Raw genomic sequence first — 26,274 nt, 5'->3', positions numbered from 1 at the left:
TTTATTGTAAAATGGGGGTATTGCATAGCAGGGCCAAGTCTGACATTCCTGACTAAATTGGTCAACTATTTACTTGACTGTTTTAGTCAGGTATTTAACCTTCTGTGCCGTATTTTTTGCCCGGCGGCGCTGCGCTTGCACGGGCCTACGGGCTTTGTAGGCCGGGTAAGCGAAGCGCCACCCGGCGAACAGACGACACTATTCCTTATTCTTCTGCTCAATCGACGCCAGAATCCCGCGCAGGATGTTCAGCTCCTGGCTTTCCGGACGCGCGCGGGTGAACATACGGCGCAGCTTGTTCATCACCTGACCCGGGTGGCCTTCACGGATAAAGCCGGTTGAGAGCAGCGTCTGCTCCAGATGACCGTAGAAGCGCTCGAGGTCGTCCACCAGCGGGTAGGCCGTCTCTTCTTTAGGTTCCACCGGTTTCTCCTGCGTCGCCAGCCATGCCATGCGCACTTCGTAGGCGATCACCTGCACCGCCATCGCCAGATTCAGCGAGCTGTATTCCGGGTTGGCGGCAATCGCCACATGATAGTGACACTTCTGTAATTCCTCGTTGGTCAGGCCAACGCGTTCACGGCCAAACACCAGCGCAACCGGCGCCTGTTCCGCTTCTGAGATGCTTTTCAGGCCGCATTCGCGCGGGTCCAGCATCGGCCAGGGCAGCGTACGGGAGCGCGCGCTGGTCCCCACCACCAGGCTGCAACCGGCCAGGGCTTCATCCAGGGTGTCCACGATCTGCGCATTCCCGATCACGTCGCTGGCGCCGGCCGCCAGAGCAATAGCCTGAGAGTCTGGTTTCACCAGCGGATTCACCAGCCACAGGTTCGTTAAGCCCATGGTTTTCATAGCGCGGGCCACAGAGCCCATGTTGCCGGTGTGCGATGTTTCGACCAGCACGATTCGAATGTTTTGCAGCATAATTTTTAAATGTCTGGATTCAGTGTCTGAAGAATATTCGGGCATATTATCATAAACGAGAGACATAATCCGATCCCGCTGCTATACTCTGCGCCGATTTTCCTGTTCTTTAACATCCAGTGAGAGAGACCGATGCATCCGATGCTGACCATCGCCGTGCGCGCAGCGCGCAAGGCGGGTAATGTAATTGCCAAACACTACGAAACCCCAGACTCCGTAGAAACCAGCCAGAAAGGCAGCAATGATTTCGTGACGAACGTAGATAAAGCCGCAGAAGCGATTATTATCGAAACGATCCGCAAATCTTACCCGCAGCACACCATCATCACCGAAGAAAGCGGTGAACATGAAGGTACCGATCAGGATGTTCAATGGGTTATCGATCCACTGGATGGCACCACCAACTTCGTCAAACGCCTGCCACACTTCTCTGTGTCTATCGCAGTACGCATCAAAGGCCGTACTGAAGTCGCCGTTGTTTACGATCCAATGCGTAACGAACTGTTCACCGCGACCCGCGGTCAGGGCGCGCAGCTGAACGGCTACCGTCTGCGTTGCAGCAATGCACGCGATCTGGACGGCACGATTCTGGCGACCGGCTTCCCGTTCAAGGCGAAGCAGCACGCAACCACTTATATGAATATCCTGGGCAAGCTGTTCACCGAATGCGCGGACTTCCGTCGCACCGGCTCTGCTGCACTGGATCTGGCCTACGTCGCGACCGGCCGCGTTGACGGTTACTTTGAGCTGTCTCTGAAGCCGTGGGACTTCGCGGCGGGCGAGCTGATCGCTCGTGAAGCAGGCGCGATTGTTTGCGACTTCACCGGCGGCCATAACTATATGTCTACCGGCAACATCGTTGCAGGTAACCCGCGCGTTGTTAAAGCCATGCTGGCAAACATGCGTGATGAACTGAGCGATGCGCTGAAGCGTTAATTCAGTCTGTTAAGCCCGGTGGCGCCACGCTTACCGGGCCTACAACACGCCTCAGATACGGCTAGAAAGGCCGCAACCCCCTACCCACCGGCACCGCACTCATCCACATTGTCACCGCCGCTACCAGCAGAATCACCCCGCCCGCCAGCGCCAGCGTCGTCCAGCCAACCTGTCGCCACAATACCGGCGTTTTATTGCCGCTGAGTTTTACCGCCAGCTGACGGAAGCTGTGCACCAGCAGGGCTAACGAAGAGATCGTCAGAGACGTTCCCGCCGCCATCGCCAGCGCCGAGAGCATGCCCCAGCCAAATACGCCTGTCACTTTGCTGAACAACAGCACCATGATTGCGCCCGAGCACGGACGCATCCCCATTGAGAGAACAATCATCAGGCGCGCACGCCAGTCCTCACTGTTCTGTAATTGTTCCTGCGTCGGCAGATGCTGATGCCCGCACCCGCAGTTTTCATGGTGAACGTGATGCGGTGTAAAGGATTTGAATTTTGGTTTTCGCAGCAACGCGCGCAATTTTTTCAGCGCCCGCCAGCAGAGGATCAGCCCCAGCACGCCTACCAGCGCGTAACTCCCCTTCTCCAGCCAGAAGCTGCTCATATGCAGCTGGCGGGCCGGCAGCTGTAGCAGCGAAAGGACGACCACGACCAGCGCAATCGCCACACCGCCCTGAAGTAAAGAAGAAGCCAGCGTCAGGCCGATACTCGATTTCAGCTTCGACGGATGCGTGGCAAGCCAGGTCGTGATGACGATTTTGCCGTGCCCCGGTCCCAGGGCATGCAGCACGCCATAGATAAAGCTGAACGCCAGAAGAGCGCCGCCCGCTTTGTTCGGATTTTCCGCCACGGCTTTCAGTAGACCGCTCATCTGCTGATTAACTTCCCGCTGCCAGAGGATGCTTTTCATCATCACCTGCGGCCATGCCTGCCACAGCCAGAGCGCGCCGCCAACCGCAAACAACAAAAAGAGCGCCAGAGGCCAGAGGTGCAGCCAGCGACGCGGCTTACTGACGGAAGAGGAGATCACTGACATTGTAACGTCACCTCCTGCGCAAACTGTTTACCTAACTCCATGTCTTCGGGGGGCGCATCCTCTTTATCAAGAGAAACGGCAAAGTTCAGCATCTCTTCGCTGGGTTTCGGGGTGTGCACGGCAATTTTGCAGCTTTTTTGCAGCGCGTCCGGCAGCCGTACGTCGCTGTCATTGTCATAGCGCATGTCGACATAGTAGGTTGGGTCAAACGTGGAAAACGTGTACTTCTGCCCGGCCAACGGTTGAGGGTGCGCCAGCGGAAGGATAAAGGTCAGCACCGCCTGATGTCCGTCGCGGGTCATACCGTACACCGTGGGACGGTTGAGAAACTTCACCTTTTGTCCGTTGTGCCAGAACTCGGTGAAATAGTGCTGGCCGAGTACGTTGGCCATGACTTCCGCCGCCAGCTTTTTCCAGATCTCATCGCCAGGCCTGGCGTTTCCGGCATCGTACAGCAGATCGGCGGAGGTGATTTCATCCATCGTCCAGCGCATTTTCAGGCCGCTGAGCTGCGTGCCGTCCGTCACCAGTTCGGTTTTCAGGCTGATAAAACTGTGAGGATGTGCGCCGGCGGCACAAGTGAAAACCGCCAAAAATAACGCTACCGCGCTTTGTTTAACTATTTGCATCTGTTCCTCACGTCAAAAATTCTGTGATGTTCGCCAGCAATCCTGAGTGAAAGGCCTGCCGGTGCGCTTTTCAGCGCCCATCCTTTAGCTATTCTTATCAAACATTCACACTGGATACCCGACAGATGATGACGACGCTTGAAATTCCATCTGTGCTTTCCAGTTCGCAGCGCCGCTGCCAGGTGCTTTTGATGCTTTACCTGCCCGATGCTGCCATCACCGCACAGAGCATAATCGCTGCCAACGGCGTGGACGACGTCATGGCACGGCAAGATATAGCCGAGACGCGCGATGAAATCCAGCGCTATCATCGGCTTGATATCGTCACGCACCATGATGGCTGCTACCGAATTGAGGGTTCCGCCCTTAATCAACGTTTGTGCCTGCTGCACTGGCTGCGCAGGGCACTTCGGCTCTGTCCACATTTTGTCGCCCAACAGTTTACCCCTGCCTTAAAAACCGCGCTTAAACAGCACGGCATTGCCCGCCCGCTTTATGACGATGCGAACCTTCGGGCGCTTATCAACTTTTGCGCGCGCAAGCTTCAGCGCCAGTTTGAGTCCCGCGACGTACAGTTTTTACAGCTTTATCTGCAATATTGTCTGATTCAGCATCATCTGGGCAATACGCCAGAGTTTTCGCCCGTTCAGCGCAGCTGGACGCAGTCCCGAGGGGAATACTTTACGGCGCAGGAAATTGTCCGCCACTGGAAACGGCGCGTCCCGCAGGGAACGCACAGCGATGAACAGCTGTTCCTGGCGCTGCTGTTTATGATGCTTCGCACACCCGACCCGGTGATGGATAAACACCAGCAGGATCAGCGCCTGCGTCGCGCCATCGTGCGTATGATTGCCCGTTTCCGGGCGCAAACCGGGATGAACTTCAGCGATGAGCAAGGGCTGACCGATCAGCTTTATATTCATCTGGCTCAGGCGCTGGACCGCTCCTTATTTGACATCGGCATCGACAACAGCCTGCCGGAAGAGATCCACCGTTTATACCCCCGGCTGCTGCGCACCACTAAAGAGGCACTGTTTGAGCTGGAAGCCGAATTTGGTCTGCGATTCTCCGGTGAAGAGATGGCTCTGGTGGCGGTGATTTTTGGTGCCTGGCTGATGCAGGAGACCGACCTGCATGAAAAACAGGTGGTCCTGTTAACGGGGGAAGATAAAGCCTGTGAAGCGTTAATTGAGCAGCAGCTTCGCGAGCTGACGCTGCTGCCGCTCAATATTCGTTATCTTAGCCTGGAGGCGTTTAAGAAGGAGGGCGCCCCCCGCGAGGCAGCGCTGGTCATTACGCCTTATCCAACCGCCCTGCCGCTGTTCTCGCCGCCGCTCATTCATGCCGTTGAGGCCCTGAACACGCAGCAGCAGGAACATATTCGCGTTATGCTCGAATCATAGTTACGAGCGAGCAGCCACCTTTGGGCGGATGACGATGGCAGGTAAAGCGACCAGCGCCATCACCCAGAACACACCGTGCCCCAGGTGCTGATAGAGGAAACCGGCAAATACGGTCATCACCGCAATACTGCCGCCCATCGCCACCGCTGAATAGACCGCCTGAAGACGAATAACGTCCCCACCCTCTCGCGCCGCGATGTAGCGCATCGCCGCCAGATGGCACACGGTGAAGGTTCCGCAGTGCAGAATTTGCGCCACAATCAGCCACGGCAGCTCAGTCGTCCAGCCCATGATGCCCCAGCGCACCACGCCGCAAACGGCGGAAAGCAGCAGCAGGTCACGCGCCCCGAAACGACGGAAAAGTTTTTGGCTCAGCGCGAAGATAATGACCTCCGCCACCACGCCGAGCGACCACAGGTAGCCTACCGCAGAAGCCGAGTAGCCCGCCCCCTGCCAGTAGATGGCGCTGAAGCCGTAATAGGCCGCATGTGCCCCCTGGAGCAGACAGACGCAGGCCAGGAAACGCCAGCTTTGCGCCACCAGCGAGCGCCAGGCGGGCCAGCCGGCGCTCTCCTGATGGCGGCTTTCGCCCTGCGGCATTACCGACGGACGCAGCAACATACCGAGCAGCATCGAGGCGATGCCGAGCGTTAACAGCGCCAGAATGGCACGATAGTCATAGAGGCTGACCAGTTTCCCGACCAGCGCAGAGCCGATCACGAAGGCAATCGATCCCCACAGGCGCACCCGGCCATAGTCCATGATGATCTGCTTTTGCCAGGTGTTCGCCAGGGCATCCGTCAGCGGCACCAGCGGGGAGAAGAACAGATTAAAGCCAACCATTACCACCATCAGCCAGGCAAACTGATGGCTGACCCAGAAGCAGGCCGCAAAGACCAGCGTCAGCAGGGCCAGAATTCGCACCGCTTTAATCAGTAAGGAGGGATCGCTGACGCGGGGCGCAATCAGCAGGCTACCCAGGAAACGTGCCACCAGCCCCGCGCCCAGCAGGATGCCAATGGTCTCAGGCGTCAGACCAATTCCCTTGAGCCAGACGCTCCAGAAAGGCAAAAAAATACCGTAACTAAAGAAATAGGTGAAATAGCTGAGCGCCAGCCAGCGCGTGGAATGCAAGACCATGAATCCCTCCCGAAATGGAGGCGATAGTCTGGCGTTAATCCCTGACTTTAGCAAGTCGTTAGCGCGCTATAAATTAACGATAAATTAACATCATGGACAGCCGGTCGGCGTATGGCGAGAGCGGCAAAATTGTATTACGTTTAAAGAACATCGCCTGAAGAGGTCGTTTGCCATGAACAACTTACGTTATTTCGATTTCGGCTCCTCTCGTTCTTTCCTGCTTTTAATTGCCCGCATTGCTATTGTGGTCCTGTTTATTATTTTCGGTTATCCCAAGCTGACGGGGTTTAGCGGCACCGTTCAGTATATGACGTCGCTCGGCGCCCCCATGCCCATGTTGGCCGCCATTGTTGCGGTGGTGATGGAAGTCCCCGCCGCGATTCTGATCGTGCTGGGCTTTTTCACCCGCCCCCTCGCGGTGATCTTTGTCTTCTATACGCTGGGAACGGCGGTGATTGGTCACCACTACTGGGATATGACGGGCGATGCGGTTCTGCCAAATATGATTAACTTCTACAAAAATGTAAGTATCGCTGGCGGCTTTATTTTGCTGGCGATTACCGGGCCGGGGGCCATCTCCCTCGACCGACGTTAGCCCATAAAAAAAGGCCGCATGAGCGGCCTTTTTCAGTTCTGCGACGCAGAGAATTATGCGTACACCGGGAAGCGTGCGCAGATGTCCAGAACTTTACCTTTAACGCGCTCGATAACCGCGTCGTCATTGATGTTGTCCAGAACGTCACACATCCAGCCCGCCAGCTCTTTCACTTCCGCTTCTTTAAAGCCACGGCGAGTTACGGCCGGAGAACCGATACGGATACCGGAAGTCACGAACGGGCTCTTCGGATCGTTTGGCACGCTGTTTTTGTTGACGGTAATGTTGGCGCGACCGAGGGCTGCGTCAGCTTCTTTACCGGTCAGGTTCTTATCAACCAGGTCCAGCAGGAACAGGTGGTTTTCAGTCCCGCCAGAGACCACTTTGTAGCCACGGTTCAGGAACACTTCCACCATCGCTTTGGCGTTTTTAGCAACCTGCTGCTGATAAACCTTGAACTCTGGCTCCATCGCTTCTTTCAGCGCGACGGCTTTCGCGGCAATAACGTGCATCAGCGGGCCGCCCTGGGCGCTTGGGAACACGGCGGAGTTCAGCTTTTTGTACAGCTCTTCGTCACCGCCTTTCGCCAGGATCAGACCACCGCGTGGACCCGCCAGGGTTTTGTGGGTAGTGGTGGTCACAACGTGCGCATGTGGAACCGGGTTCGGGTAAACGCCTGCCGCAATCAGACCGGCAACGTGCGCCATGTCGACGAACAGGTACGCACCGATGCTGTCAGCGATTTCACGCATTTTTGCCCAGTCAACGATGCCGGAGTAAGCAGAGAAGCCACCGATGATCATCTTCGGCTTGTGCTCTTTGGCCTGCTTCGCCATGTCTTCATAGTCAATTTTACCGGACTCATCAATACCGTAAGGGATGATGTTGTACAGTTTGCCAGAGAAGTTAACCGGGGAGCCGTGAGTCAGGTGGCCGCCCTGCGCCAGGTTCATACCCAGAACGGTATCGCCCGGCTGCAACAGCGCGGTGTAAACAGCGAAGTTAGCCTGAGAGCCAGAGTGCGGCTGGACGTTCGCGTAGTCAGCGCCAAAGAGTTCTTTCGCACGGTCAATCGCCAGCTGCTCAACGATATCAACGTATTCGCAACCGCCGTAGTAGCGCTTGCCCGGATAACCTTCAGCATATTTGTTGGTCAGCTGAGAACCCTGCGCCTGCATTACGCGCGGGCTGGTGTAGTTTTCGGAGGCGATCAGTTCGATGTGCTCTTCCTGACGTACTTTTTCCTGCTCCATAGCCTGCCACAGTTCGGCATCATAATCGGCAATGTTCATTTCACGCTTTAACATCCGCATCTCCTGACTCAGCTAACAAGTAAATTTTTGGCCTGAAAAGGCAGTCCTGTTGGACGACGGGCAACAGTATAACTGAATAGTTCTGCGATAACAGGTCTTGACAAACGATTTTACGCAAACGTTTACCTCCACGCCACGCAAGGGTTTGAGCAATAAAGCTCTCGCCATTTTCAACGGATTTCTTTTCAGCTTTGTGATGCATATTTTTCACGATGCAAAGAACCATTTACATTGCAGGGGTATTTTTATAAGATGCATCTAAAATACATCATTAAAGTAACATCAGAAGGAAGCTGCTATGCTCGACGCCCAAACCATCGCTACCGTGAAAGCCACAATCCCCCTGCTGGTTGAAACGGGTCCTAAACTGACCGCCCATTTCTACGATCGCATGTTCGCGCATAACCCGGAGCTCAAAGAGATTTTCAACATGAGCAACCAGCGTAACGGCGATCAGCGCGAAGCGCTGTTTAACGCTATTGCCGCCTATGCCAGCAACATCGAAAACCTGCCGGCTCTGCTGCCTGCGGTGGAAAAAATCGCCCAGAAGCACACCAGCTTCCAGATCAAACCTGAGCAGTACAACATCGTCGGCAGTCACCTGCTGGCAACACTGGACGAAATGTTCAGCCCGGGCCAGGAAGTGCTGGATGCCTGGGGTAAGGCCTATGGCGTGCTGGCAAACGTATTCATCAACCGTGAAGCGCAGATCTACAGCGAAAACGCCAGCAAGAATGGCGGCTGGGAAGGCACGCGCGCCTTCCGCATCGTCGAGAAAACCCCGCGCAGCGCACTGATCACCAGTTTTGAGTTTGAGCCAGTGGACGGTCAGCCGGTTGCCTATTACCAGCCGGGCCAGTATCTGGGCGTCTGGCTGAAGCCTGAAGGCTTCCCGCACCAGGAGATTCGCCAGTACTCCCTGACCCGCAAGCCAGACGGCAAAGGCTATCGCATTGCGGTTAAACGTGAGGAAGGCGGTCAGGTATCCAACTGGCTGCATAACGAAGCCAGCGTGGGCGACGTGGTCCATCTGGCGGCACCGGCGGGCGATTTCTTTATGGCCGTTGAAACGAATACCCCGGTGACGCTGATCTCCGCAGGCGTAGGTCAGACGCCAATGCTGGCGATGCTGGATACGCTGGCGAAAGCAAACCACAGCGCGCAGGTTAACTGGTTCCACGCGGCGGAGAACGGTGATGTGCACGCCTTTGCGGATGAAGTCAAAGCGCTTGGAGCGACCCTGCCGCGTTTCACCGCGCATACCTGGTATCGCCTGCCGACGGAGGCAGACCGCGCAGCGGCTCGTTTCGACAGCGAAGGCCTGATGAATTTAGGGCAGCATGAAGGGGCGTTCAGCGCACCGGGGATGCAGTTCTACGTTTGTGGGCCAGGAGCGTTTATGCAGTATGCCGCGAAGCAGCTGGTAGACCTGGGCGTGAATAAAGACAACATTCATTACGAATGTTTCGGCCCGCATAAAGTGCTGTAATCGCCCGGCGGCGCTGCGCTTGCACGGGCCTACGAAGGGTTTTTTAGGCCGGGTACGCGCAGCGCCACCCGGCAAGAATGTTAAATCGCCGCGTCGTCTTCTTCGCCGGTACGGATACGGATCACGCGCGCCACGTCAAAGACGAAGATTTTCCCGTCGCCAATTTTACCGGTCTGCGCCGTGCGGATGATGGTATCCACACAGGTATCGACGATATCATCGCTCACCACGATCTCGATTTTCACTTTCGGCAGAAAGTCCACCATGTACTCTGCGCCACGGTATAGCTCGGTGTGGCCCTTCTGACGACCAAAACCTTTCACTTCAGTTACGGTCATCCCGGTGATGCCTACTTCTGCCAGCGCTTCACGTACATCATCCAGTTTGAAAGGTTTAATAATCGCATCAATCTTTTTCATGGTGGGTCCTTAAACTCTTGCCAGTAAGCAGCCTCGTAATCGGTTGCTCACAGTATCATATTCAGGCGAATTTTGCGGTATTACTCTTTAAAATCGTTCGCTTCCAGCTCGTGGCGTGAGAGCAATTTATAAAACTCGGTACGGTTACGCCCGGCCATGCGCGCCGCGTGGGTCACGTTGCCTTTGGTGATTTGCAGCAGCTTACGCAGATAGTTCAGCTCGAACTGGTTTCGCGCTTCCGCAAACGTCGGTAAGGCCGTGTTTTCCCCCTCGAGCGCCTGCTCCACCAGCGCATCGCTGATCACCGGCGATGACGTCAGCGCCACGCACTGCTCAATCACGTTCACCAGCTGGCGTACGTTGCCCGGCCAGCTTGCGGTCATCAGGCGTTTCATCGCATCGGTGGAGAACGCGCGCACAAATGGTTTGTGGCGGTCAGCGGCCTGGCGCAAAAGGTGATTTGCCAGCAGCGGGATATCTTCCGCACGCTCGGCCAGCGCCGGGATTTTAAGGTTGACGACATTCAGTCGATAGTAAAGATCTTCACGGAACTCGTTGCGCGCCATCACCTTGGGTAAATCGCGATGGGTAGCGGAAATAATACGCACGTTGATATCGATATCGCGGTTGCTGCCAAGCGGACGCACTTTTCGCTCCTGCAACACGCGCAGCAGTTTGACCTGCAACGGCGCGGGCATATCGCCAATTTCATCAAGAAACAGCGTGCCCCCCTCAGCCGCCTGGAACAGCCCTTCACGGCTGCTCACCGCGCCGGTAAAGGCGCCGCGGGCATGGCCGAAGAGCTCAGACTCAAGCAGCTGTTCCGGCAGCGCGCCACAGTTGATGGCAATAAAGGCATTTTTACTGCGCGGGCTGGCGTTGTGGATAGCCTGGGCCAGGATCTCTTTCCCGGTCCCGCTCTGGCCGTTGATCAGCACGCTAACGTCGGATTGCGCCACCATCCGCGCCTGTTCCAGCAGGCGCAGCATCACAGGGCTACGCGTCACGATGGATTCACGCCAGGCGTCGTCGCCGGATGGCGCCGCATGCTCAAGGGCGCTGTCGATTGCTTTATAGAGGGCGTCTTTATCCACTGGTTTGGTGAGGAAGCTGAATACCCCCTGCTGCGTCGCGGCCACCGCATCAGGAATAGATCCGTGAGCGGTGAGGATAATCACCGGCATCCCGGGCTGCTGCTTCTGGATCTCCGTGAACAGTTGCAGGCCATCCATTTCATCCATGCGCAAATCACTGATCACCAGATCGATTTTCTCGCGGCTGAGCACTTTCAGCCCCTCCTGCCCGCTTTCAGCGGTGACCACGCTGTAGCCTTCGCTGACCAGACGCATTCCCAGCAGCTTTAACAGCCCGGGATCGTCATCCACCAGTAACAGATGGGCAGGTTTACGGCTTGTCATGGCTTCACATCCTCTTGTTTCGGCGTCTCACTGTCTGGCGTCGTGGCAGAGTTGCCTTTCGACCCATCGGGCAGATAGCTGCCTGCCGGCTTACGCGTCGAGAGCTGTCTTTCGATATCGGTCAGATTTTCGAGCTTGCGGGTGGTGGTTTCCAGCTGCTCGCGCAGCGACTCCTGCTGCTGGCGAAGCGCATCAAGCTCGCTGTCGCTCGACTGCTGCAATTTGCTGTAGCGGAAACGCTCTTCAGACAGTTGTAATTGCAGGGTTTGTCCATCCCGCCAGAGCTGATAGACCGGGCGCACCTGCGGGGGAATATTGATCACGTAAGTATCCAGCCGCGTCACGTTGGCGCGGCGTTCGACAGGCGTGATTCTGGCATCCGCCATCACGATCCCACGTTTAAACGCGTCCTGCCAGGTATCGTCCACCAGCATCGCCGCCTGGGCACGGGCCTCGGCGGGCGCCAGCCGCTGGGCGCAGTCTATTCCGCGCAGCCAGAACAGCGGATTGGATTCAACATCACGCCCCGACAGGTTCCAGATATCATCGCAACGTGTTGAAAGGAAATCGGCCAGCTGTTTTTGCGGCCATTTATCTTCCTGTTTGTGGCTAATTGCACTTTTCGGCGCATGGGTTACACAGCCGGCCAGCAGTAAGCAGGGCAGGCTCAGGCGCACATTTTTGCTGGAAAACACCGCGCGCAGTGCGCGGTAAAAGACGTGTGACATACTCACCAGGTTGTTATTCATTTCATTGATTTTTCCGGCTCAAGAGGCAGTTCGATACGAAAACAGACATCGGCGCGTTCATCACTCACGATGTTAAGCTCACCCTGCATGCGTCGTATGCAGTCGCGGGCAATACTCAGCCCCAGACCACTTCCTTTTACCGCACCTTTTCGCTGATGACTCCCCTGGAAGAAGGGCTCAAAGATCATCGTTTTTTCATCATCCGGAATCGGGCTTCCCGTATTCGCTACGTCAATAAATACCCGCGAACCGTTGTTATTGCTTCTGATATAAATGGTACCGGATTCAGTACCATAGTGCACCGCATTGGAATAAAGATTATCCAGTACGCTCATCAACAGCATCGGCTCTGCCAGGCAGGAAGGCGCATTGAGATCCACCTGGGTATGCATCATTTTAGCTCTTGCTGGCAGGCTATGGGCGGAGATCACCATGTCCACCAACGGTTCAATCTCAACGCTTTCAAGCACCACAGCACCATCCGCCAGCTTGCGGTTATAGTCCAGCAGTTGTTCAATAAGTTTTTGTAAATTGCGGCTACTGGCATCCAGAATCGCCACGATCTCTTTTTGCTCAGGGGTTAACGGCCCCGCTACTTCGTCTGCCAGCAGCTCCGTGCCTTCACGCATACTGGCCAGCGGTGTTTTGAGTTCGTGTGAGATATGGCGCAGGAACTGATGACGCTGCGATTCCAGCCACGCCAGGCGTTCAGAAAGCCAGATGATACGCTGACCGACCGAGCGCAGCTCGCGCGGGCCTTTAAAAACAACCGTATCCCCGAGAGATTTGCCCTCCCCCAGGCGGTTAATCATCCGCTGGATCCCCTTTACGGGGCCGATAATCATGCGGGTAAAGAGCAGTACCAGCCCAAGGCTGACGAGGAACAGCACCAGCGCCTGCCAGCCGAAGAACTGGCCGCGCTCGGCAATCTCCTGCTGGAGTTGCTGGCCACGGGAAAAGATAACCGTACGGGTGGACTGCACCATCTCCGTATTGGCGTTCGCGAAGGCTTCAAGTCGGGCGGCGGCGGCGGCATCAGGACCGCTGTTTTTGCACTGGAGCTGCGCCAGATCGTTCAGATCCTGACGCAGCGCCTGATAGAGTTTGTCATCCGGCAAGACCCCGGCATGGGCATCCAGCATTTCGCTGTAGCGTTTACGCTGGTTCTGATAAACCCTCTCCAGCGTGCGGTCGTCCAGCACGCAATACTGGCGATAGCTACGCTCCATCTCCAGCGCGGCGTTGGTCATTGCCTCGCTACGGCGGGCATCAATAAGCGTGGTGCGGTTAGTCAGGGCCGCCTGGGCACTTAACGCATTCAGGCTTTGCCATGCCTGCCACGCCAGAACCAGCAAAGGTAGCAGGATCAGCAGGAAGGCCATCATAACGAGCTGTCGCAGGGAGCGAGGGAAAGCGGGCCAGCGTTTCAACACATTACTCTCATCATCCGGGTTTGAGGAGAGCGTAACTGAGTCTGCCCTTCAGATACAACAAAGCCGGGTAAAAACCCGGCTTTGTCATGGAATAAGGCGGTGCCTAACTCGACGTTTCGCCCTGGCCTGATAAAGCATTGCAATAATCAGTAGTTGGACGGCAGGCACCTTTTTGTGCGTCATTCGAAGTTTATGTAGCACGTCCCGAAGGGGCTGACATAAGAAGGTGAATGAGCCACTGGTTACTATTATGCAACGCGCGTGCCAGATTGCAAAAATTGATACTATCCTTATGATTAATAATCATTTTATTATTAAAATGCATTGATTGTCAGGTGAATGATTTCCAGGCTAAGTGTCGCTATTAAGCAACACCTTAACGGGAACCCGTCCTGACATATATAAATCAATAAGTTAAATGTCTCTTATTGGAGACACTCAACCCAGAGGATTGTCGCGATTTTGCGACAGGTACAAAAAAGCCCGGTGGCGCTCGCGCTTACCGGGCCTACAGTCAGGGCGTTGAAACTTAACCCAGTTGTTTACGCGCGTTGCGGAAAATGCGCATCCACGGGCTGTCCTCGCCCCAGTTTTCCGGGTGCCAGGAGTTGCTCACGGTACGGAAGACACGTTCCGGGTGCGGCATCATGATCGTCACCCGACCGCTTTCGCTGGTGACGGCGGTAATGCCATTTGCCGAACCGTTCGGGTTAGCCGGATAGGTTTCGGTGACCTTGCCGAAGTTATCAACAAAGCGCAGCGCTACAAGTCCTTTGCTTTCAAGCTGAGCCAGGTGCGCCGCATCACGCACTTCAACCTGACCTTCACCGTGCGAAACCGCGATTGGCATCTGTGAACCGACCATTCCCTGCAACAGCAGAGACGGGCTTTGGGTCACTTCTACCAGGCTGAAGCGCGCTTCGAAGCGGTCAGACTGGTTACGCACAAAGCGCGGCCAGGCTTCGCTGCCCGGGATCAGCTCGCGCAGGTTAGACATCATCTGACAGCCGTTACACACGCCCAGCGCCAGCGTCTGCGGACGATGGAAGAAGGTTTCGAACTCGTCACGCACGCGGCTGTTGAACAGAATAGACTTCGCCCAGCCTTCGCCCGCGCCCAGCACGTCACCGTAGGAGAACCCCCCGCAGGCGACCAGCGCCTGGAAATCATCCAGCCCGGTACGCCCGGCCAGCAGGTCGCTCATGTGGACGTCGATGGCGTCAAAGCCCGCCCGGTGGAAGGCCGCCGCCATCTCAACGTGGGAGTTAACGCCCTGCTCGCGCAGCACGGCTACTTTCGGACGCGCGCCGGTCGCAATGTACGGCGCGGCAATGTCTTCGTTAATGTCGAAGGAGAGCTTCACGTTCAGGCCAGGATCGTTGTCGTTCGCCTTCGCGTTGTGTTCCTGATCGGCGCATTCCGGGTTGTCACGCAGGCGTTGCATCTGCCACGTGGTTTCCGCCCACCACATACGCAGCGTGGTGCGGCTTTCGCTGAACACCGCGTGGCCGTCGGCTTCAATCACGAAACGGTCGCCCTGCACCGCTTTACCGAGATAGTGTACGCAGTCTGCCAGACCGTGCTGCGCCAGAATCGCTTCCACCGCGTCGCGATCTGCGGCGCGTACCTGAATGACGGCACCCAGCTCTTCGTTAAACAGCGCCGCCAGGCGGTCTTCGCCAAGCGTGGCAATGTTTGCTTCAACGCCGCAGTGACCGGTGAAGGCCATCTCTGCCAGCGTCACCAGCAGGCCACCATCGGAACGGTCGTGGTAGGCCAGCAGCTTACGCTGCGCCACCAGCGCCTGAATTGCGTCGTAGAAGCCTTTCAACTGGGCGACGTCGCGCACGTCGGCTGGCTTATCGCCGAGCTGGCGGTAAACCTGCGCCAGCGCGGTGGCGCCCAGTGCGTTATGGCCTTTGCCGAGGTCAATCAACAGCAGGGCGTTATCTTCAGTGGAAAGCTGCGGCGTAACGGTATGACGCACGTCTTCCACGCGCGCAAACGCGGTGATCACCAGCGACAGCGGAGAGGTCATCTCGCGCTGCTCGTTACCTTCCTGCCAGCGGGTTTTCATCGACATGGAGTCTTTACCCACCGGAATGGTCAGGCCGAGCGCAGGACACAGCTCTTCACCCACCGCTTTCACCGCTTCGTACAGGCCGGCATCTTCGCCCGGGTGACCGGCAGCGGCCATCCAGTTCGCGGAAAGTTTGATGCGTTTGATATCGCCAATCTGCGTCGCGGCGATGTTGGTCAGCGCTTCACCGACCGCCAGACGGGCAGAAGCGGCGAAGTCCAGCAGCGCCACTGGTGTGCGTTCGCCCAGCGCCATCGCTTCGCCGTAGTAGCTGTCGAGGCTCGCGGTGGTCACAGCGCAGTTAGCGACCGGGATCTGCCACGGGCCGACCATCTGATCGCGCGACACCATACCGGTCACGGTACGGTCGCCGATGGTCACCAGGAAGGTTTTCTCTGCCACGGCAGGCAGGTGCAGCACGCGGTTAACCGCTTCTGCCACGGTGATGCCCTGGCGATCCAGCGCTTTGCCCGCCGCTTTGCGAGTCTGCACGTCGCGGGTCATCTTCGGCGTTTTGCCGAGCAGCACGTCCAGCGGCAGATCGATCGGCTGGTTGTCAAAGTGGGTGTCGCTTAAGGAAAGGTGCTGCTCTTCGGTCGCTTCACCGATGACCGCATACGGCGCGCGCTCGCGGCGGCACAGCTCGTCAAACAGCGGCAGCTGATCGGCGGCAACCGCCAGCACGTAGCGCTCCTGGGATTCGTTACACCAGATTTCCAGCGGGCTCATGCCCGGCTCATCGCTCAGGATATCGCGCAGGTTGAAGCGTCCGCCGCGACCGCCGTCGCTCACCAGCTCAGGCATGGCGTTAGAGAGTCCACCCGCGCCCACGTCGTGGATGAACAGAATCGGGTTGGCATCGCCGAGCTGCCAGCAGCGGTCGATCACTTCCTGACAACGGCGCTCCATTTCCGGATTGTCGCGCTGCACGGACGCGAAGTCGAGATCCGCATCAGACTGACCGGAAGCCATAGACGAGGCTGCCCCGCCGCCCAGACCGATGTTCATTGCCGGGCCGCCGAGCACGATCAGCTTCGCGCCGACGACGATCTCGCCTTTCTGCACATGATCGGCGCGAATGTTGCCGATCCCGCCCGCCAGCATGATCGGTTTGTGGTAGCCGCGCAGCTCTTCGCCGTTGTGGCTGTCCACTTTCTCTTCGTAGGTACGGAAGTAACCGTTCAGCGCCGGACGACCAAATTCGTTGTTGAACGCCGCGCCGCCCAGCGGGCCTTCGGTCATGATATCCAGCGCGGTGACAATGCGCTCTGGCTTGCCGAAGTCTTCTTCCCACGGCTGCTCAAAGCCCGGAATACGCAGGTTGGAAACGGAGAAACCGACCAGACCCGCTTTTGGTTTCGCGCCGCGACCGGTCGCACCTTCGTCACGGATTTCACCGCCGGAGCCGGTCGCTGCACCCGGCCACGGGGAGATCGCCGTCGGGTGGTTGTGGGTTTCCACTTTCATCAGGATATGCGCAGGCTCCTGGTGGAAGTCATAGCGCCCCGCTTCGCGGTCGGCGAAGAAGCGGCCCACCTCGGAACCTTCCATCACCGCGGCGTTGTCTTTATAGGCAGACAGCACGTGGTCAGGGGTTTGCTCCATGGTGTTTTTGATCATTTTGAACAGCGACTTCGGCTGCTGTTCGCCGTCGATAATCCAGTCGGCGTTGAAAATCTTGTGGCGGCAGTGCTCGGAGTTGGCCTGCGCGAACATATACAGTTCGATGTCGTTCGGGTTGCGATTCAGCTTAACGAATGCATCCTGAAGGTAGTCGATTTCATCTTCTGCGAGCGCCAGACCAAGACGCAGGTTTGCGTCGATCAGCGCCTGACGCCCCTGCCCCAGCAAATCCACGCTCTGTACCGGCGCAGGCTGATGGTGGGAGAACAGTTTCTGCGCATCATCCAGAGAATCAAACACGCTCTCCATCATGCGGTCGTGCAGCTCTGCGGCAACCACCTGCCACTGCGCGTCGCTCAGGGTTGACGCTTCCACATAGTACGCCACACCGCGCTCCAGACGGTTAATCTGGCTCAGGCCGCAGTTGTGAGCGATGTCGGTGGCTTTGGAAGACCAGGGGGAGATGGTGCCAGGGCGTGGCGTGGCGAGGATTAATTTGCCGGTCGGCGTATGGCTGCTCAGGCTTGGGCCATATTTAAGCAGGCGTTCCAGCTGTACGCGCTCCTCTGCATTCAGGGGGGCGTTCAGGTCAGCAAAATGGACATACTCAGCGTAAATATTGCTTACCGGAAGGTCGGCCGCCTGAAAACGTGCCAGCAGTTTGTTAATACGGAAGGCAGACAGTGCAGGCGAACCACGCAGAATTTCCATCATAAGTCTCTCGTCTTCGAAGCGCCGGGGCGCTTACAGTGTGCGCAAGGGGGGAAAACGGGCGTCATTATAGAGAATCCTGAGCGCCGACGAAACCGTTTGCGTCGAAATAAAATCATCCTTTATGTTTAACAATAGATGTGACCTGTCTCTCTAATTGGTTGCCAACTGGCGCTACTTTGCGCAAAATGCCGCTCAATCAATGGCAAACTCTACTCTTAACATGACTACAGCACACTGAGGCAACCGGCGTCGCAGAGAATTAACTAATTGAAAAAATTAAAGATTAATTATCTGCTCATCGGCATTGTTACGTTGCTGCTGGCAGTGGCCCTCTGGCCGTCTATCCCCTGGTTCGGCAAGGCCGAAAACCGTATCGCCGCCATTCAGGAGCGGGGGGAGTTGCGCGTCAGTACCCTCTCCTCCCCGCTTATTTACGACGATATCAACGGTAAAACCATCGGTCTTGATTACGAACTGGCACAGCTGTTTGCGGACTATCTGGGCGTGAAGCTGAAAGTTACCGTGCGGCAGAACATCAACCAGCTGTTTGATGATTTGGACCATGACCGTGCCGATATTCTCGCCGCAGGTCTGGTGTACAACAGCGAACGCAGCAAAAACTATCAACCGGGCCCGACCTATTACTCCGTGTCGCAGCAGGTGGTTTATCGTGTGGGTAGCCTGCGCCCACGCTCACTGGCCGACATCACCGACCAGCAATTGACCATTGCGCCAGGCCATGTGGTGATTGACGATCTGCGGGCGTTGAAAGAGAAAAAATACCCGAACCTCAGCTGGACGGTCGATCCTAAACTCGGCACGACCGAATTACTGGAGCAGGTAAAAGATAAAAAACTGGCCTATACTATTGCTGATTCGGTGGCGATCAGCCTTTTCCAGCGCGTTCATCCTGAAATCGCCGTGGCGCTGGATGTGACCGACGAACAGCCGGTGACCTGGTTTACCCAGCTGGATGACGATCAAACCGTCTCTGCGGCTATGCTCGATTTCTTTAATTCCATCAATGAAGACGGCACCCTGGCGCGCCTGGAAGAGAAATATCTCGGTCACGGGGACGATTTTGATTACGTTGACACCCGCACTTTCCTGCGCGCGGTGGACAGCGTGCTGCCGGACCTGCAACCGCTGTTTGAGAAGTACGCCGAGGAGATTGACTGGAAGCTACTGGCGGCGATTTCCTACCAGGAATCGCACTGGGATGCTCAGGCCACCTCCCCCACGGGCGTGCGCGGGTTGATGATGCTGACCAAAAATACCGCCCAGAGCCTCGGCATCAGCGACCGGACCGATGCGGAACAGAGCATCAGCGGCGGCGCGCAGTATTTACAGGATATGATGGCGAAAGTGCCGGAGACGGTCCCGGAAGGGGAGCGGATCTGGTTTGCGCTGGCCGCCTATAACATGGGTTATGCGCACATGCTCGACGCGCGGGCGCTGACGGCGAAAACCAAAGGTAACCCGGACAGCTGGTCAGATGTAAAACAGCGCCTGCCGCTGCTTAGCCAGAAACAGTGGTACCAGAAGCTGACGTACGGCTATGCGCGCGGGCATGAAGCGTATGCCTACGTGGAAAATATTCGTAAGTACCAGATAAGCCTGGTGGGATATCTGCTGGAGAAAGAAAAAGAGGCGGCCGAGGCGCAACAGCTGGCTGAAAGCTATCCGGTGGTCGCACCGGACGAGCTTAATCATCCTGCGGTTTCAATTCTGCCTTTTGTTGCTTTTTCTGCTGCCGACGCATTCGAAAAAAGTCACTTAACAGACCCGAACATTCTGGTGCAAGTACCCCGCCGATAGTTTTCACCTGGTGGTTCATCCCCGGATGCCCAAATACGTCCATCAGTGAACCAGCAGCGCCCGTCTTTTCATCCCGCGCGCCAAACACCAGCGTACCGATTCGGCTGTGCACCATCGCCCCGGAGCACATTACGCACGGCTCAAGGGTGACATACAGGGTGGTATCAAGCAGACGATAGTTTTGCAGCACCAGTCCGCCCTGACGCAGCGCCATAATTTCAGCATGCGCGGTAGGATCGTGACGGCCAATCGGACGGTTCCACCCTTCCCCAATCACCTGATTGTTATGGACCAGTACCGCGCCCACGGGCACTTCGCCCTCGTCCCAGGCGCGCTGAGCCAGCGCCAGCGCATGGCGCATCCAGTATTCATGATTGTGTTCAGGGTTGGACAAGGGCTGATACTCCAGTCGAAAAGCGGGCGGCATTATACACAGCCGGTACAGATAAGACTATTCGAGTTGCTGAAGTTCGCCCAGAGGCGTGACGCGCCAGCGGTGCTGGCAAAAATAGAGCAGCGGGTTGTCCTGCTTGCTGTCGCTGTAGCCGCTGTACAGACGCAGCGGCGTACCGATGCGTTTCTCCAGCTGCACCACTTTTTCATGTCCGAGGCAGCGCATAGTCAGCACCCAGCCGCCGTAGCCGCGCGCGATTTGTGTCGCGATAAGATTCACGCGCGGCAGCCAGGGCGTATCAAAATAGACATGCTCCACCAGCGTCTGCGGGGAGCCGGTAATCAGCCAGATATCGGCATCGTTGGCGTCGAGATAGCTGGTCAGGCGCGCCTGTACCACGGGAAACGCGGCGACGTGCCCGCGAAACCAGTGCGCAAAATCCTGTTCGAGCTGCTTAAGGCGCGCTTCGCTATGACCAAACGTGCATCCCCAGAGCAGCAGGCTCATCGGCCAGCGCGCTGCACGGCCTTTCACCAGCAGCGCGATACCAATAACGGGTAACAGGGGTAATACCAGCAACGCGTTAAGGGGCTGGCGCCGCAGCAGGTAGCGCATAAAGGTGCCGAACATATCCTGCTGATGCAGCGTTCCATCCAGATCAAAAAAGACAACGCGACGCTCGTGACTGGCCAAACCTTACTCCTCTGGGTCGTTGAATCCTAACAGCCAGGTAAACAGGAACCCGGCGATCACCGCTACCAGATAGCCTAACAGATAGAGCATCACTTTTCCGGTCACGATGGTTAATGCCAGCGGTAAACCGGAGATCCCGAAGGTAATGACGGTCGCCACTTTCCAGTAGCTGATTAACGCCCCGCCCACCGCGCCACCGAGGCAGGCGGCCAGGAACGGCTTACCCAGCGGCAAGGTCACGCCGAAAATCAACGGTTCGCCGATACCGAGTAACCCGACCGGCAGCGCCCCTTTAATGACCTTTTTCAGACGCGCGTTGCGGGTTTTCATCAGCACCGCGATGGCCGCGCCGACCTGCCCAACGCCCGCCATCGACAGGATCGGCAGCAGTGCGTTATAGCCGTGCGCCTGTACCAGTTCGACGTGGATCGGCACCAGCCCCTGATGCAGACCGGTCAGCACTAACGGCAGGAAGGTCCCGGACAGCACGGCCCCCACCAGCAGCCCGCCGCGATCGATCGCCAGAGACGCGCCGTGGGCGATGGCTTCAGAGATCGCGCCGCCTAACGGTTGTAGCGCCACAATCGCCACGCTCCCGGTAATCAATGTGGTCAGCAGCGGGTTGAGGATCAGCTCAATCGAGCCTGGCAGCAACGCGCGCAGCTTTTTCTCGATCCAGCACATCAGAATGACCACCAGCAGCACGGCAATCACCCCACCTCGGCCAGGCTGAAGCGCCTCGCCAAACAGCGTAATCTGCGCCAGCTGCGGGCTGGAGAGGATACCCGCCATTACGCCGCCCATCGCCAGCGAGCCGCCGAACACTTTGGCCGTGTTTACCCCCACCAGAATGTTCATGATGGCAAACACCGCGCTGCCGAAAATCGCCAGAATACCCAGCAGGTTCGGATACTGGGTGGCGAAATTCCCGACAATATCCGGACGCTTGAGGATATTGATAATCCCAGTGATCAGCCCCGATGCGATAAACGCCGGGATCAGAGGAATAAAGACGTTTGCCAGCTGGCGCAGCGCATCGCTCATGGGGGCTTTGTATTTGGCTTTCGCCTGCGCTTTGGTGCGTTCCGCGTCGTCAAAGGCGGGAGCCGTTTCACTGCCCGTCATCAGGGCGCGCATGGCATCAACCACCTGCGCCGCTTTGCCCGGACCGACAATCAGCTGGTGCTGTTGCCCCTGTTTAACGTACCCGCTCACGCCGGGGAGCTGCTTCAGGCGCGTTAAATCAAGCTTTTCGTCGTTGTGCACCTCGACGCGTACACGCGTCATGCAGTTTTCCAGACGCTGAATATTTTTTTCCCCACCGATCCCAAGCAGGATGTCGCTGGCGAGCGCTGCTGTTTTGTCCATACACGCCTCTTATTGGTGTTCTAATGCCGCCCGTAAAAACCCGTGATGGGCTTCGAGCCTGGCTCTGGCCGCGGCTGCATCCAGCCCGGTTAATATCATCAGAATGGCGGGTTTAACGTCGTAATCGGTCTGTTTGAGTACCGCTTCCGCCTCTTCCCGACCTGCCCCTGTCGCCTCTATCACCATGCGGCAGGCTCTGTCCACCAGCTTGACGTTGGTGGCCTGCATATCCACCATCAGGTTTTGGTAGACCTTGCCGAATTTCACCATCGCGCCGGTGGAGATCATATTGAGCACCAGCTTCTGCGCGGTTCCCGATTTCAGGCGCGTGGAGCCGGTGAGCGCTTCCGGCCCGACGACCGGAGAGATGGCAATGGCAGCCACCTGCGCAATCGGCGAACCCGGGTTACAGGAGATGGCCACCGTGGTACATCCCGTCTGTCTTGCGTATTCCAGCCCACCAATGACGTACGGCGTACGACCAGAAGTCGCCAGCCCGACGACCAGATCCTGCGCGGTCAGGTTCAGCGCCCTGAGATCGTCTTCCCCAAGCTGTTTATTGTCTTCTGCCCCTTCCACCGCTTTCAGCAGCGCGCCGGGGCCACCGGCAATCAGGCCAACGACCAGACCATGCGGAACGCCAAAGGTCGGGGGACACTCTGAGGCATCCAGCACACCGAGGCGCCCACTGGTACCCGCCCCCATGTAAATAATGCGTCCTCCTGCTTTCAGAGCGTCGGCAGCGGCGTCTACGGCTTTCGCCACCTCGGGCAATGTCTCTTTGACTGCCAGCGCGACGAGGGTATCCTGTTGATTAAAGCGGTTTACCAGCTCCAGCGTGGACAGTGCATCAAGATCCATGGTTTGCGGGTTACGCGTTTCAGAAACAAGAGAGCCTAGATTCATGTTATTTACCTCTGGAATTTTTAATTCATAATAAACGCACTATAATGGAATATAAAATTCATTCAGGCGAGCAAAATTCGTATTTGCGCGGGTAATCACATTTTCGCCAGGAGACCGTATGAACTGTTTAATTCGTATTCGCCAGCGCTACGCAGGGTTTGCCCAGAGTGACAAAAAGCTGGCGGATTATTTACTTTCCCAGCCCGATCGCGCGCGACACCTCAGCTCCCAGCAGCTGGCAGGCGAAGCCGGGGTGAGCCAGTCGAGCGTGGTGAAATTTGCCCAGAAGATAGGCTATAAAGGCTTTCCGGCGCTAAAACTGGCGATCAGTGAAGCACTGGTAAGCAACCCTAATCCGCAGTCAATGCCGGTGCATAACCAGATCCGCGGCGACGATCCGATGCGTCTGGTCGGCGAAAAGCTGATCAAAGAGAACGTGGCGGCAATGCATGCCACGCTGGATGTGAACACGGAAGAGAAGCTGCTGGAAAGTGTAGCCATGCTTCGCGACGCGCGGCGTATTGTATTGACCGGGATCGGCGCCTCCGGACTGGTTGCGCGTAACTTTGGCTGGAAGCTGACAAAAATCGGCTATAACGCCATCGTTGAACAGGATATGCACGCGCTGCTGGCGACCGTGCAGGCCATGGATCCTGACGATTTACTGCTGGCCATCTCCTATTCCGGCGAGCGCCGTGAAATTAATATGGCTACCGACGAAGCCCTGCGCGTAGGAGGAAAAATTCTGGCGATTACTGGCTTCAGCCCGAATGCGCTCCAGCAGCGGGCCACCCGCTGTCTGTATACCATCGCCGAGGAACAGGCCACTCGCAGTGCGGCGATTTCGTCGACGAGTGCGCAGATGATGCTGACGGACCTGCTGTTTATGGCGCTGGTTCAGCAGGATCTGGAGCGTGCGCCAGAGCGTATTCGTCACAGCGAAGAGCTGGTAAAAAAACTGGTCTGAACAACGAATGAGCGTATAATGCCCGCCCTGTTTGTGATGTTTCTGAGAATTTCCTGATGGCGCTGTTAATCACCAAAAAATGCATCAACTGCGATATGTGCGAACCCGAATGCCCGAACGAGGCGATTTCGATGGGCGACAGCATTTATGAGATTAACAGCGACCGCTGCACCGAATGCATCGGCCACTATGAGACGCCGACCTGCCAGAAGGTGTGCCCCATTCCCAATACGATCTTAAAAGATCCGGCACACGTCGAGAACGAAGAACAGCTGTGGGATAAGTTTGTCCTGATGCACCATGCGGACAAAATTTAACTTTCGATAATCACCGTCGCACAGGCGTAGTGGCGTTCATCGGCAAGCGTTACGTGCATGTGCGCCACGCCCAGCTTTTCCGCCAGCTTAAGCGCCTCGCCCCATAAACGCAGACGTGGCTTACCCAGCTCATCGTTAAACACTTCAAACTGGTTAAACGCCAGGCCGTTACGAATGCCCGTGCCGAACGCTTTCGCCGCCGCCTCTTTTACCGCGAAACGCTTTGCCAGAAAGCGCACCGGCTGTTGATGCGCCTCCCAGATAGCCCATTCGTTATCGCTCAGCACGCGTCTTGCGAGGCGATCGCCGCTCCGGGCGATCACCGCTTCAATGCGGGCTATTTCAACGATGTCGGTGCCTAAGCCCAGAATAGCCATTACTGACGCGCTTCCAGCATCAGGCGCTTCATCTCGGAAACCGCTTCTTTAAGACCGCTCATCACCGCGCGGCCAATGATGGCGTGGCCGATGTTCAGCTCGTGCATTTCCGGCAGGGCAGCGATGGCTTTTACGTTGTGATAGGTCAGGCCGTGACCGGCGTTAACCTTCAGTCCCAGGCTCGCGGCGTAGGTTGCCGCTTTGGCGATTCGCTCCAGCTCTTTCGCCTGCGCTGCATCGTTTTCGGCATCGGCATAGCAGCCGGTGTGAATTTCAATATACGGCGCACCCACGTCGGCAGCGGCTTTAATCTGGGTGAAATCGGCGTCGATAAACAGAGAAACCAGGATACCGGCATCCGCCAGGCGTTTGCAGGCATCGCGCATTTTGTCGAGCTGCCCGGCCACATCCAGACCGCCTTCGGTGGTCACTTCCTGACGCTTTTCCGGCACCAGGCAGCAAAAATGCGGTTTGGTCTCGCAGGCAATCGCCAGCATCTCTTCGGTGACCGCCATCTCCAGATTCATGCGGGTGTCCAGCGTCTGACGCAGGATGCGCACGTCCCGGTCGGTGATGTGGCGACGATCTTCACGCAGGTGAACGGTAATGCCGTCGGCGCCAGCCTGCTCAGCGATAAACGCCGCCTGAACCGGATCGGGATACGCGGTACCGCGTGCATTACGTAACGTGGCGATGTGATCGATGTTGACGCCTAACAGTAATTCAGCCATGACAATCCTCGGTATTTTTGTTCATTTACCTTCTCCCTCCCCCTCCGGGAGAGGGCTGGGGTGAGGGGTAAAACATTAGCGTTTCGGCATAAACTGCCTGAATAATTCGCGGCTCTTTAAAGGTTTGCCCCCAAGATACGGCTTGAGCGCAATTCGGGTAAAGCGTTTTGCCGCACGCAGAGTATCGGCGTCCGGGAACTCGCGTTCATACAGTGCTCTGAGCTGGCGCCCGGTAAAGGTGCTGTTATCGACGACGACACTGGCAATAAAGCCCTTTTCCTCACGATAGCGATAGGTCATGGTGTCTTCTACCTCGTCTCCGCTTCCCGCACAGTGCAGAAAATCAACGCCGTAACCAAGGTGTCCGAGCAGCGCCAGTTCGAAACGACGCAGCACAGGCTCAGGGGTGCCGGTTGCGCCAGCAAGTGCCTGAATACAGTGCAGGTAATCAAAGAAAAGTTCAGAGAAGCGGGTCTCATGTTCAAGAACCCGTGAGATGAGTTCGTTAACATACAAACCGCTGTAGAGCGTGATACCAGAAAGAGGAAGCGCCAGGGAGACGGCTTCAGCACTGCGCAGGGTTTTGACTTCCCCTCGCCCGCCAAAGCGGACCAGCAGCGGGGTGAAAGGCTGCAAGGCACCTTTCAGATTAGAACGTCTGGAACGTGCGCCTTTGGCAACAAGGCGCACGCGACCGGACTCTTCCGTGAAGACGTCCAGCATCAGGCTGGTTTCGCTCCAGGGACGACTATGCAGGACAAAGGCGCGCTGCCATCCATCCATATGCTCGTCGTCT

Annotated in this window: 24 protein-coding genes; 7 read left to right on the top strand and 17 right to left on the bottom strand. The window is 56.9% G+C overall.

Translation table 11 applies throughout. The features are described 5' to 3' along the window. Positions 1 to 198: 198 nt before the first annotated feature. Complete coding sequence (gene trmJ, locus SK58_RS08325) at positions 199 to 924, bottom strand: tRNA (cytosine(32)/uridine(32)-2'-O)-methyltransferase TrmJ (protein ID WP_015572157.1); 726 nt, start codon at positions 922 to 924, stop codon at positions 199 to 201. 132 nt (positions 925 to 1,056) lie between these two features. On the opposite strand from trmJ, the gene suhB reads away from it, so the two are divergent. After that, on the top strand, positions 1,057 to 1,860 hold the full coding sequence (gene suhB / locus SK58_RS08320) for an inositol-1-monophosphatase (protein WP_003860668.1): 804 nt from the start codon (positions 1,057 to 1,059) through the stop codon (positions 1,858 to 1,860). Between the two features lie 61 nt (positions 1,861 to 1,921). On the opposite strand, the gene SK58_RS08315 is transcribed toward suhB, so the two are convergent. Together SK58_RS08315 and SK58_RS08310 are read right to left on the bottom strand one after the other, a co-directional pair. After that, positions 1,922 to 2,902 (bottom strand): nickel/cobalt transporter, encoded by a 981-nt coding sequence (locus SK58_RS08315; protein ID WP_047726723.1) that lies wholly within the window; start codon positions 2,900 to 2,902, stop codon positions 1,922 to 1,924. Then, positions 2,893 to 3,531 carry a DUF1007 family protein gene (locus SK58_RS08310; RefSeq protein WP_047636755.1) on the bottom strand — a complete coding sequence of 213 codons (639 nt, stop codon included), beginning with the start codon at positions 3,529 to 3,531 and terminating at the stop codon, positions 2,893 to 2,895. The genes SK58_RS08315 and SK58_RS08310 overlap by 10 nt, the downstream gene beginning before the upstream one ends. 125 nt (positions 3,532 to 3,656) lie before the next feature. Between SK58_RS08310 and csiE the strand changes: the two genes are divergently transcribed. Then, positions 3,657 to 4,934, top strand: coding sequence for a stationary phase inducible protein CsiE (gene csiE, locus SK58_RS08305; RefSeq protein ID WP_015572154.1), 1,278 nt, complete (start codon positions 3,657 to 3,659; stop codon positions 4,932 to 4,934). On the opposite strand, the gene SK58_RS08300 is transcribed toward csiE, so the two are convergent. Next, on the bottom strand, positions 4,935 to 6,074 hold the full coding sequence (locus tag SK58_RS08300; protein ID WP_017692912.1) for a 3-phenylpropionate MFS transporter: 1,140 nt from the start codon (positions 6,072 to 6,074) through the stop codon (positions 4,935 to 4,937). A gap of 172 nt (positions 6,075 to 6,246) precedes the next feature. Here SK58_RS08300 and SK58_RS08295 point away from each other — a divergent pair, with 172 nt between their 5' ends. Next, entirely contained in the window at positions 6,247 to 6,669 is a 423-nt protein-coding gene (locus tag SK58_RS08295) for a DoxX family protein (RefSeq protein ID WP_015572152.1), read from the top strand. 53 nt (positions 6,670 to 6,722) lie between these two features. Here the strand turns inward: SK58_RS08295 and glyA are convergent, their stop codons facing one another. Then, positions 6,723 to 7,976 (bottom strand): serine hydroxymethyltransferase, encoded by a 1,254-nt coding sequence (gene glyA, locus SK58_RS08290; protein WP_003860678.1) that lies wholly within the window; start codon positions 7,974 to 7,976, stop codon positions 6,723 to 6,725. Between the two features lie 304 nt (positions 7,977 to 8,280). On the opposite strand from glyA, the gene hmpA reads away from it, so the two are divergent. Then, complete coding sequence (gene hmpA / locus SK58_RS08285) at positions 8,281 to 9,471, top strand: NO-inducible flavohemoprotein (RefSeq protein ID WP_048219658.1); 1,191 nt, start codon at positions 8,281 to 8,283, stop codon at positions 9,469 to 9,471. Positions 9,472 to 9,551: 80 nt separating this feature from the next. Here the strand turns inward: hmpA and glnB are convergent, their stop codons facing one another. The 5 genes from glnB to purL form a co-directional block, all read right to left on the bottom strand. After that, positions 9,552 to 9,890, bottom strand: coding sequence for a nitrogen regulatory protein P-II (gene glnB, locus SK58_RS08280; RefSeq protein WP_003860685.1), 339 nt, complete (start codon positions 9,888 to 9,890; stop codon positions 9,552 to 9,554). 80 nt (positions 9,891 to 9,970) lie between these two features. Next, positions 9,971 to 11,308 carry a two-component system response regulator GlrR gene (glrR, locus tag SK58_RS08275; RefSeq protein ID WP_015572150.1) on the bottom strand — a complete coding sequence of 446 codons (1,338 nt, stop codon included), beginning with the start codon at positions 11,306 to 11,308 and terminating at the stop codon, positions 9,971 to 9,973. Beyond that, entirely contained in the window at positions 11,305 to 12,057 is a 753-nt protein-coding gene (gene qseG, locus SK58_RS08270; protein WP_015572149.1) for a two-component system QseEF-associated lipoprotein QseG, read from the bottom strand. Before qseG ends, glrR begins: the two co-directional genes overlap by 4 nt. Beyond that, the gene (gene qseE / locus SK58_RS08265; RefSeq protein WP_003860691.1) at positions 12,054 to 13,487 is read right to left on the bottom strand and encodes a two component system sensor histidine kinase QseE/GlrK; all 1,434 of its coding nucleotides are present in this window, start codon (positions 13,485 to 13,487) and stop codon (positions 12,054 to 12,056) included. Before qseE ends, qseG begins: the two co-directional genes overlap by 4 nt. A 532-nt stretch (positions 13,488 to 14,019) precedes the next feature. Then, positions 14,020 to 17,907 carry a phosphoribosylformylglycinamidine synthase gene (gene purL, locus SK58_RS08260; protein WP_023295163.1) on the bottom strand — a complete coding sequence of 1,296 codons (3,888 nt, stop codon included), beginning with the start codon at positions 17,905 to 17,907 and terminating at the stop codon, positions 14,020 to 14,022. A gap of 267 nt (positions 17,908 to 18,174) precedes the next feature. Here purL and mltF point away from each other — a divergent pair, with 267 nt between their 5' ends. Then, on the top strand, positions 18,175 to 19,725 hold the full coding sequence (gene mltF, locus SK58_RS08255) for a membrane-bound lytic murein transglycosylase MltF (protein WP_017383549.1): 1,551 nt from the start codon (positions 18,175 to 18,177) through the stop codon (positions 19,723 to 19,725). Here mltF and tadA read toward each other — a convergent pair. Genes tadA through murQ form a run of 4 tightly spaced genes read right to left on the bottom strand, consistent with a single transcriptional unit; the run spans position 19,613 to position 23,086 of the window. Beyond that, positions 19,613 to 20,152, bottom strand: a complete 540-nt coding sequence (gene tadA / locus SK58_RS08250) for a tRNA adenosine(34) deaminase TadA (RefSeq protein ID WP_023304227.1) — start codon at positions 20,150 to 20,152, stop codon at positions 19,613 to 19,615. The two genes, mltF and tadA, sit on opposite strands and share 113 nt — an antisense overlap. Before the next feature lie 24 nt (positions 20,153 to 20,176). Continuing rightward, positions 20,177 to 20,812, bottom strand: coding sequence for a phosphatidylglycerophosphatase C (gene yfhb / locus SK58_RS08245; RefSeq protein WP_017383550.1), 636 nt, complete (start codon positions 20,810 to 20,812; stop codon positions 20,177 to 20,179). Positions 20,813 to 20,815: 3 nt separating this feature from the next. Beyond that, on the bottom strand, positions 20,816 to 22,180 hold the full coding sequence (locus SK58_RS08240; RefSeq protein WP_015572146.1) for a PTS transporter subunit EIIC: 1,365 nt from the start codon (positions 22,178 to 22,180) through the stop codon (positions 20,816 to 20,818). Positions 22,181 to 22,189: 9 nt separating this feature from the next. Then, positions 22,190 to 23,086: an N-acetylmuramic acid 6-phosphate etherase gene (gene murQ, locus SK58_RS08235; protein WP_048219655.1), complete on the bottom strand. Its 897-nt coding sequence runs from the start codon at positions 23,084 to 23,086 to the stop codon at positions 22,190 to 22,192. A gap of 118 nt (positions 23,087 to 23,204) precedes the next feature. Here murQ and SK58_RS08230 point away from each other — a divergent pair, with 118 nt between their 5' ends. Beyond that, positions 23,205 to 24,053 (top strand): MurR/RpiR family transcriptional regulator, encoded by an 849-nt coding sequence (locus tag SK58_RS08230; protein WP_003860702.1) that lies wholly within the window; start codon positions 23,205 to 23,207, stop codon positions 24,051 to 24,053. Between the two features lie 56 nt (positions 24,054 to 24,109). Next, a complete protein-coding gene (locus tag SK58_RS08225) occupies positions 24,110 to 24,370 on the top strand; it encodes a YfhL family 4Fe-4S dicluster ferredoxin (RefSeq protein WP_003860704.1) in 261 nt (86 codons plus the stop codon). Here the strand turns inward: SK58_RS08225 and acpS are convergent. The 3 genes from acpS to recO all read right to left on the bottom strand — a co-directional run bounded on the left by acpS (position 24,367) and on the right by recO (position 26,261). Beyond that, a complete protein-coding gene (gene acpS, locus SK58_RS08220) occupies positions 24,367 to 24,747 on the bottom strand; it encodes a holo-ACP synthase (RefSeq protein ID WP_015572144.1) in 381 nt (126 codons plus the stop codon). The two genes, SK58_RS08225 and acpS, sit on opposite strands and share 4 nt — an antisense overlap. After that, complete coding sequence (pdxJ, locus tag SK58_RS08215) at positions 24,747 to 25,478, bottom strand: pyridoxine 5'-phosphate synthase (RefSeq protein ID WP_015572143.1); 732 nt, start codon at positions 25,476 to 25,478, stop codon at positions 24,747 to 24,749. Before pdxJ ends, acpS begins: the two co-directional genes overlap by 1 nt. 75 nt (positions 25,479 to 25,553) lie before the next feature. Continuing rightward, entirely contained in the window at positions 25,554 to 26,261 is a 708-nt protein-coding gene (gene recO, locus SK58_RS08210; RefSeq protein ID WP_015572142.1) for a DNA repair protein RecO, read from the bottom strand. Positions 26,262 to 26,274 lie beyond the last annotated feature (13 nt).

Source organism: Enterobacter sp. BIDMC93 (assembly GCF_001037805.1).
In the GTDB taxonomy this organism is placed as follows: domain Bacteria; phylum Pseudomonadota; class Gammaproteobacteria; order Enterobacterales; family Enterobacteriaceae; genus Enterobacter; species Enterobacter hormaechei_C.
The sequence above is the reverse complement of the archived record's forward strand: the minus strand, read 5'-3'. Positions and strand labels throughout refer to the sequence as shown.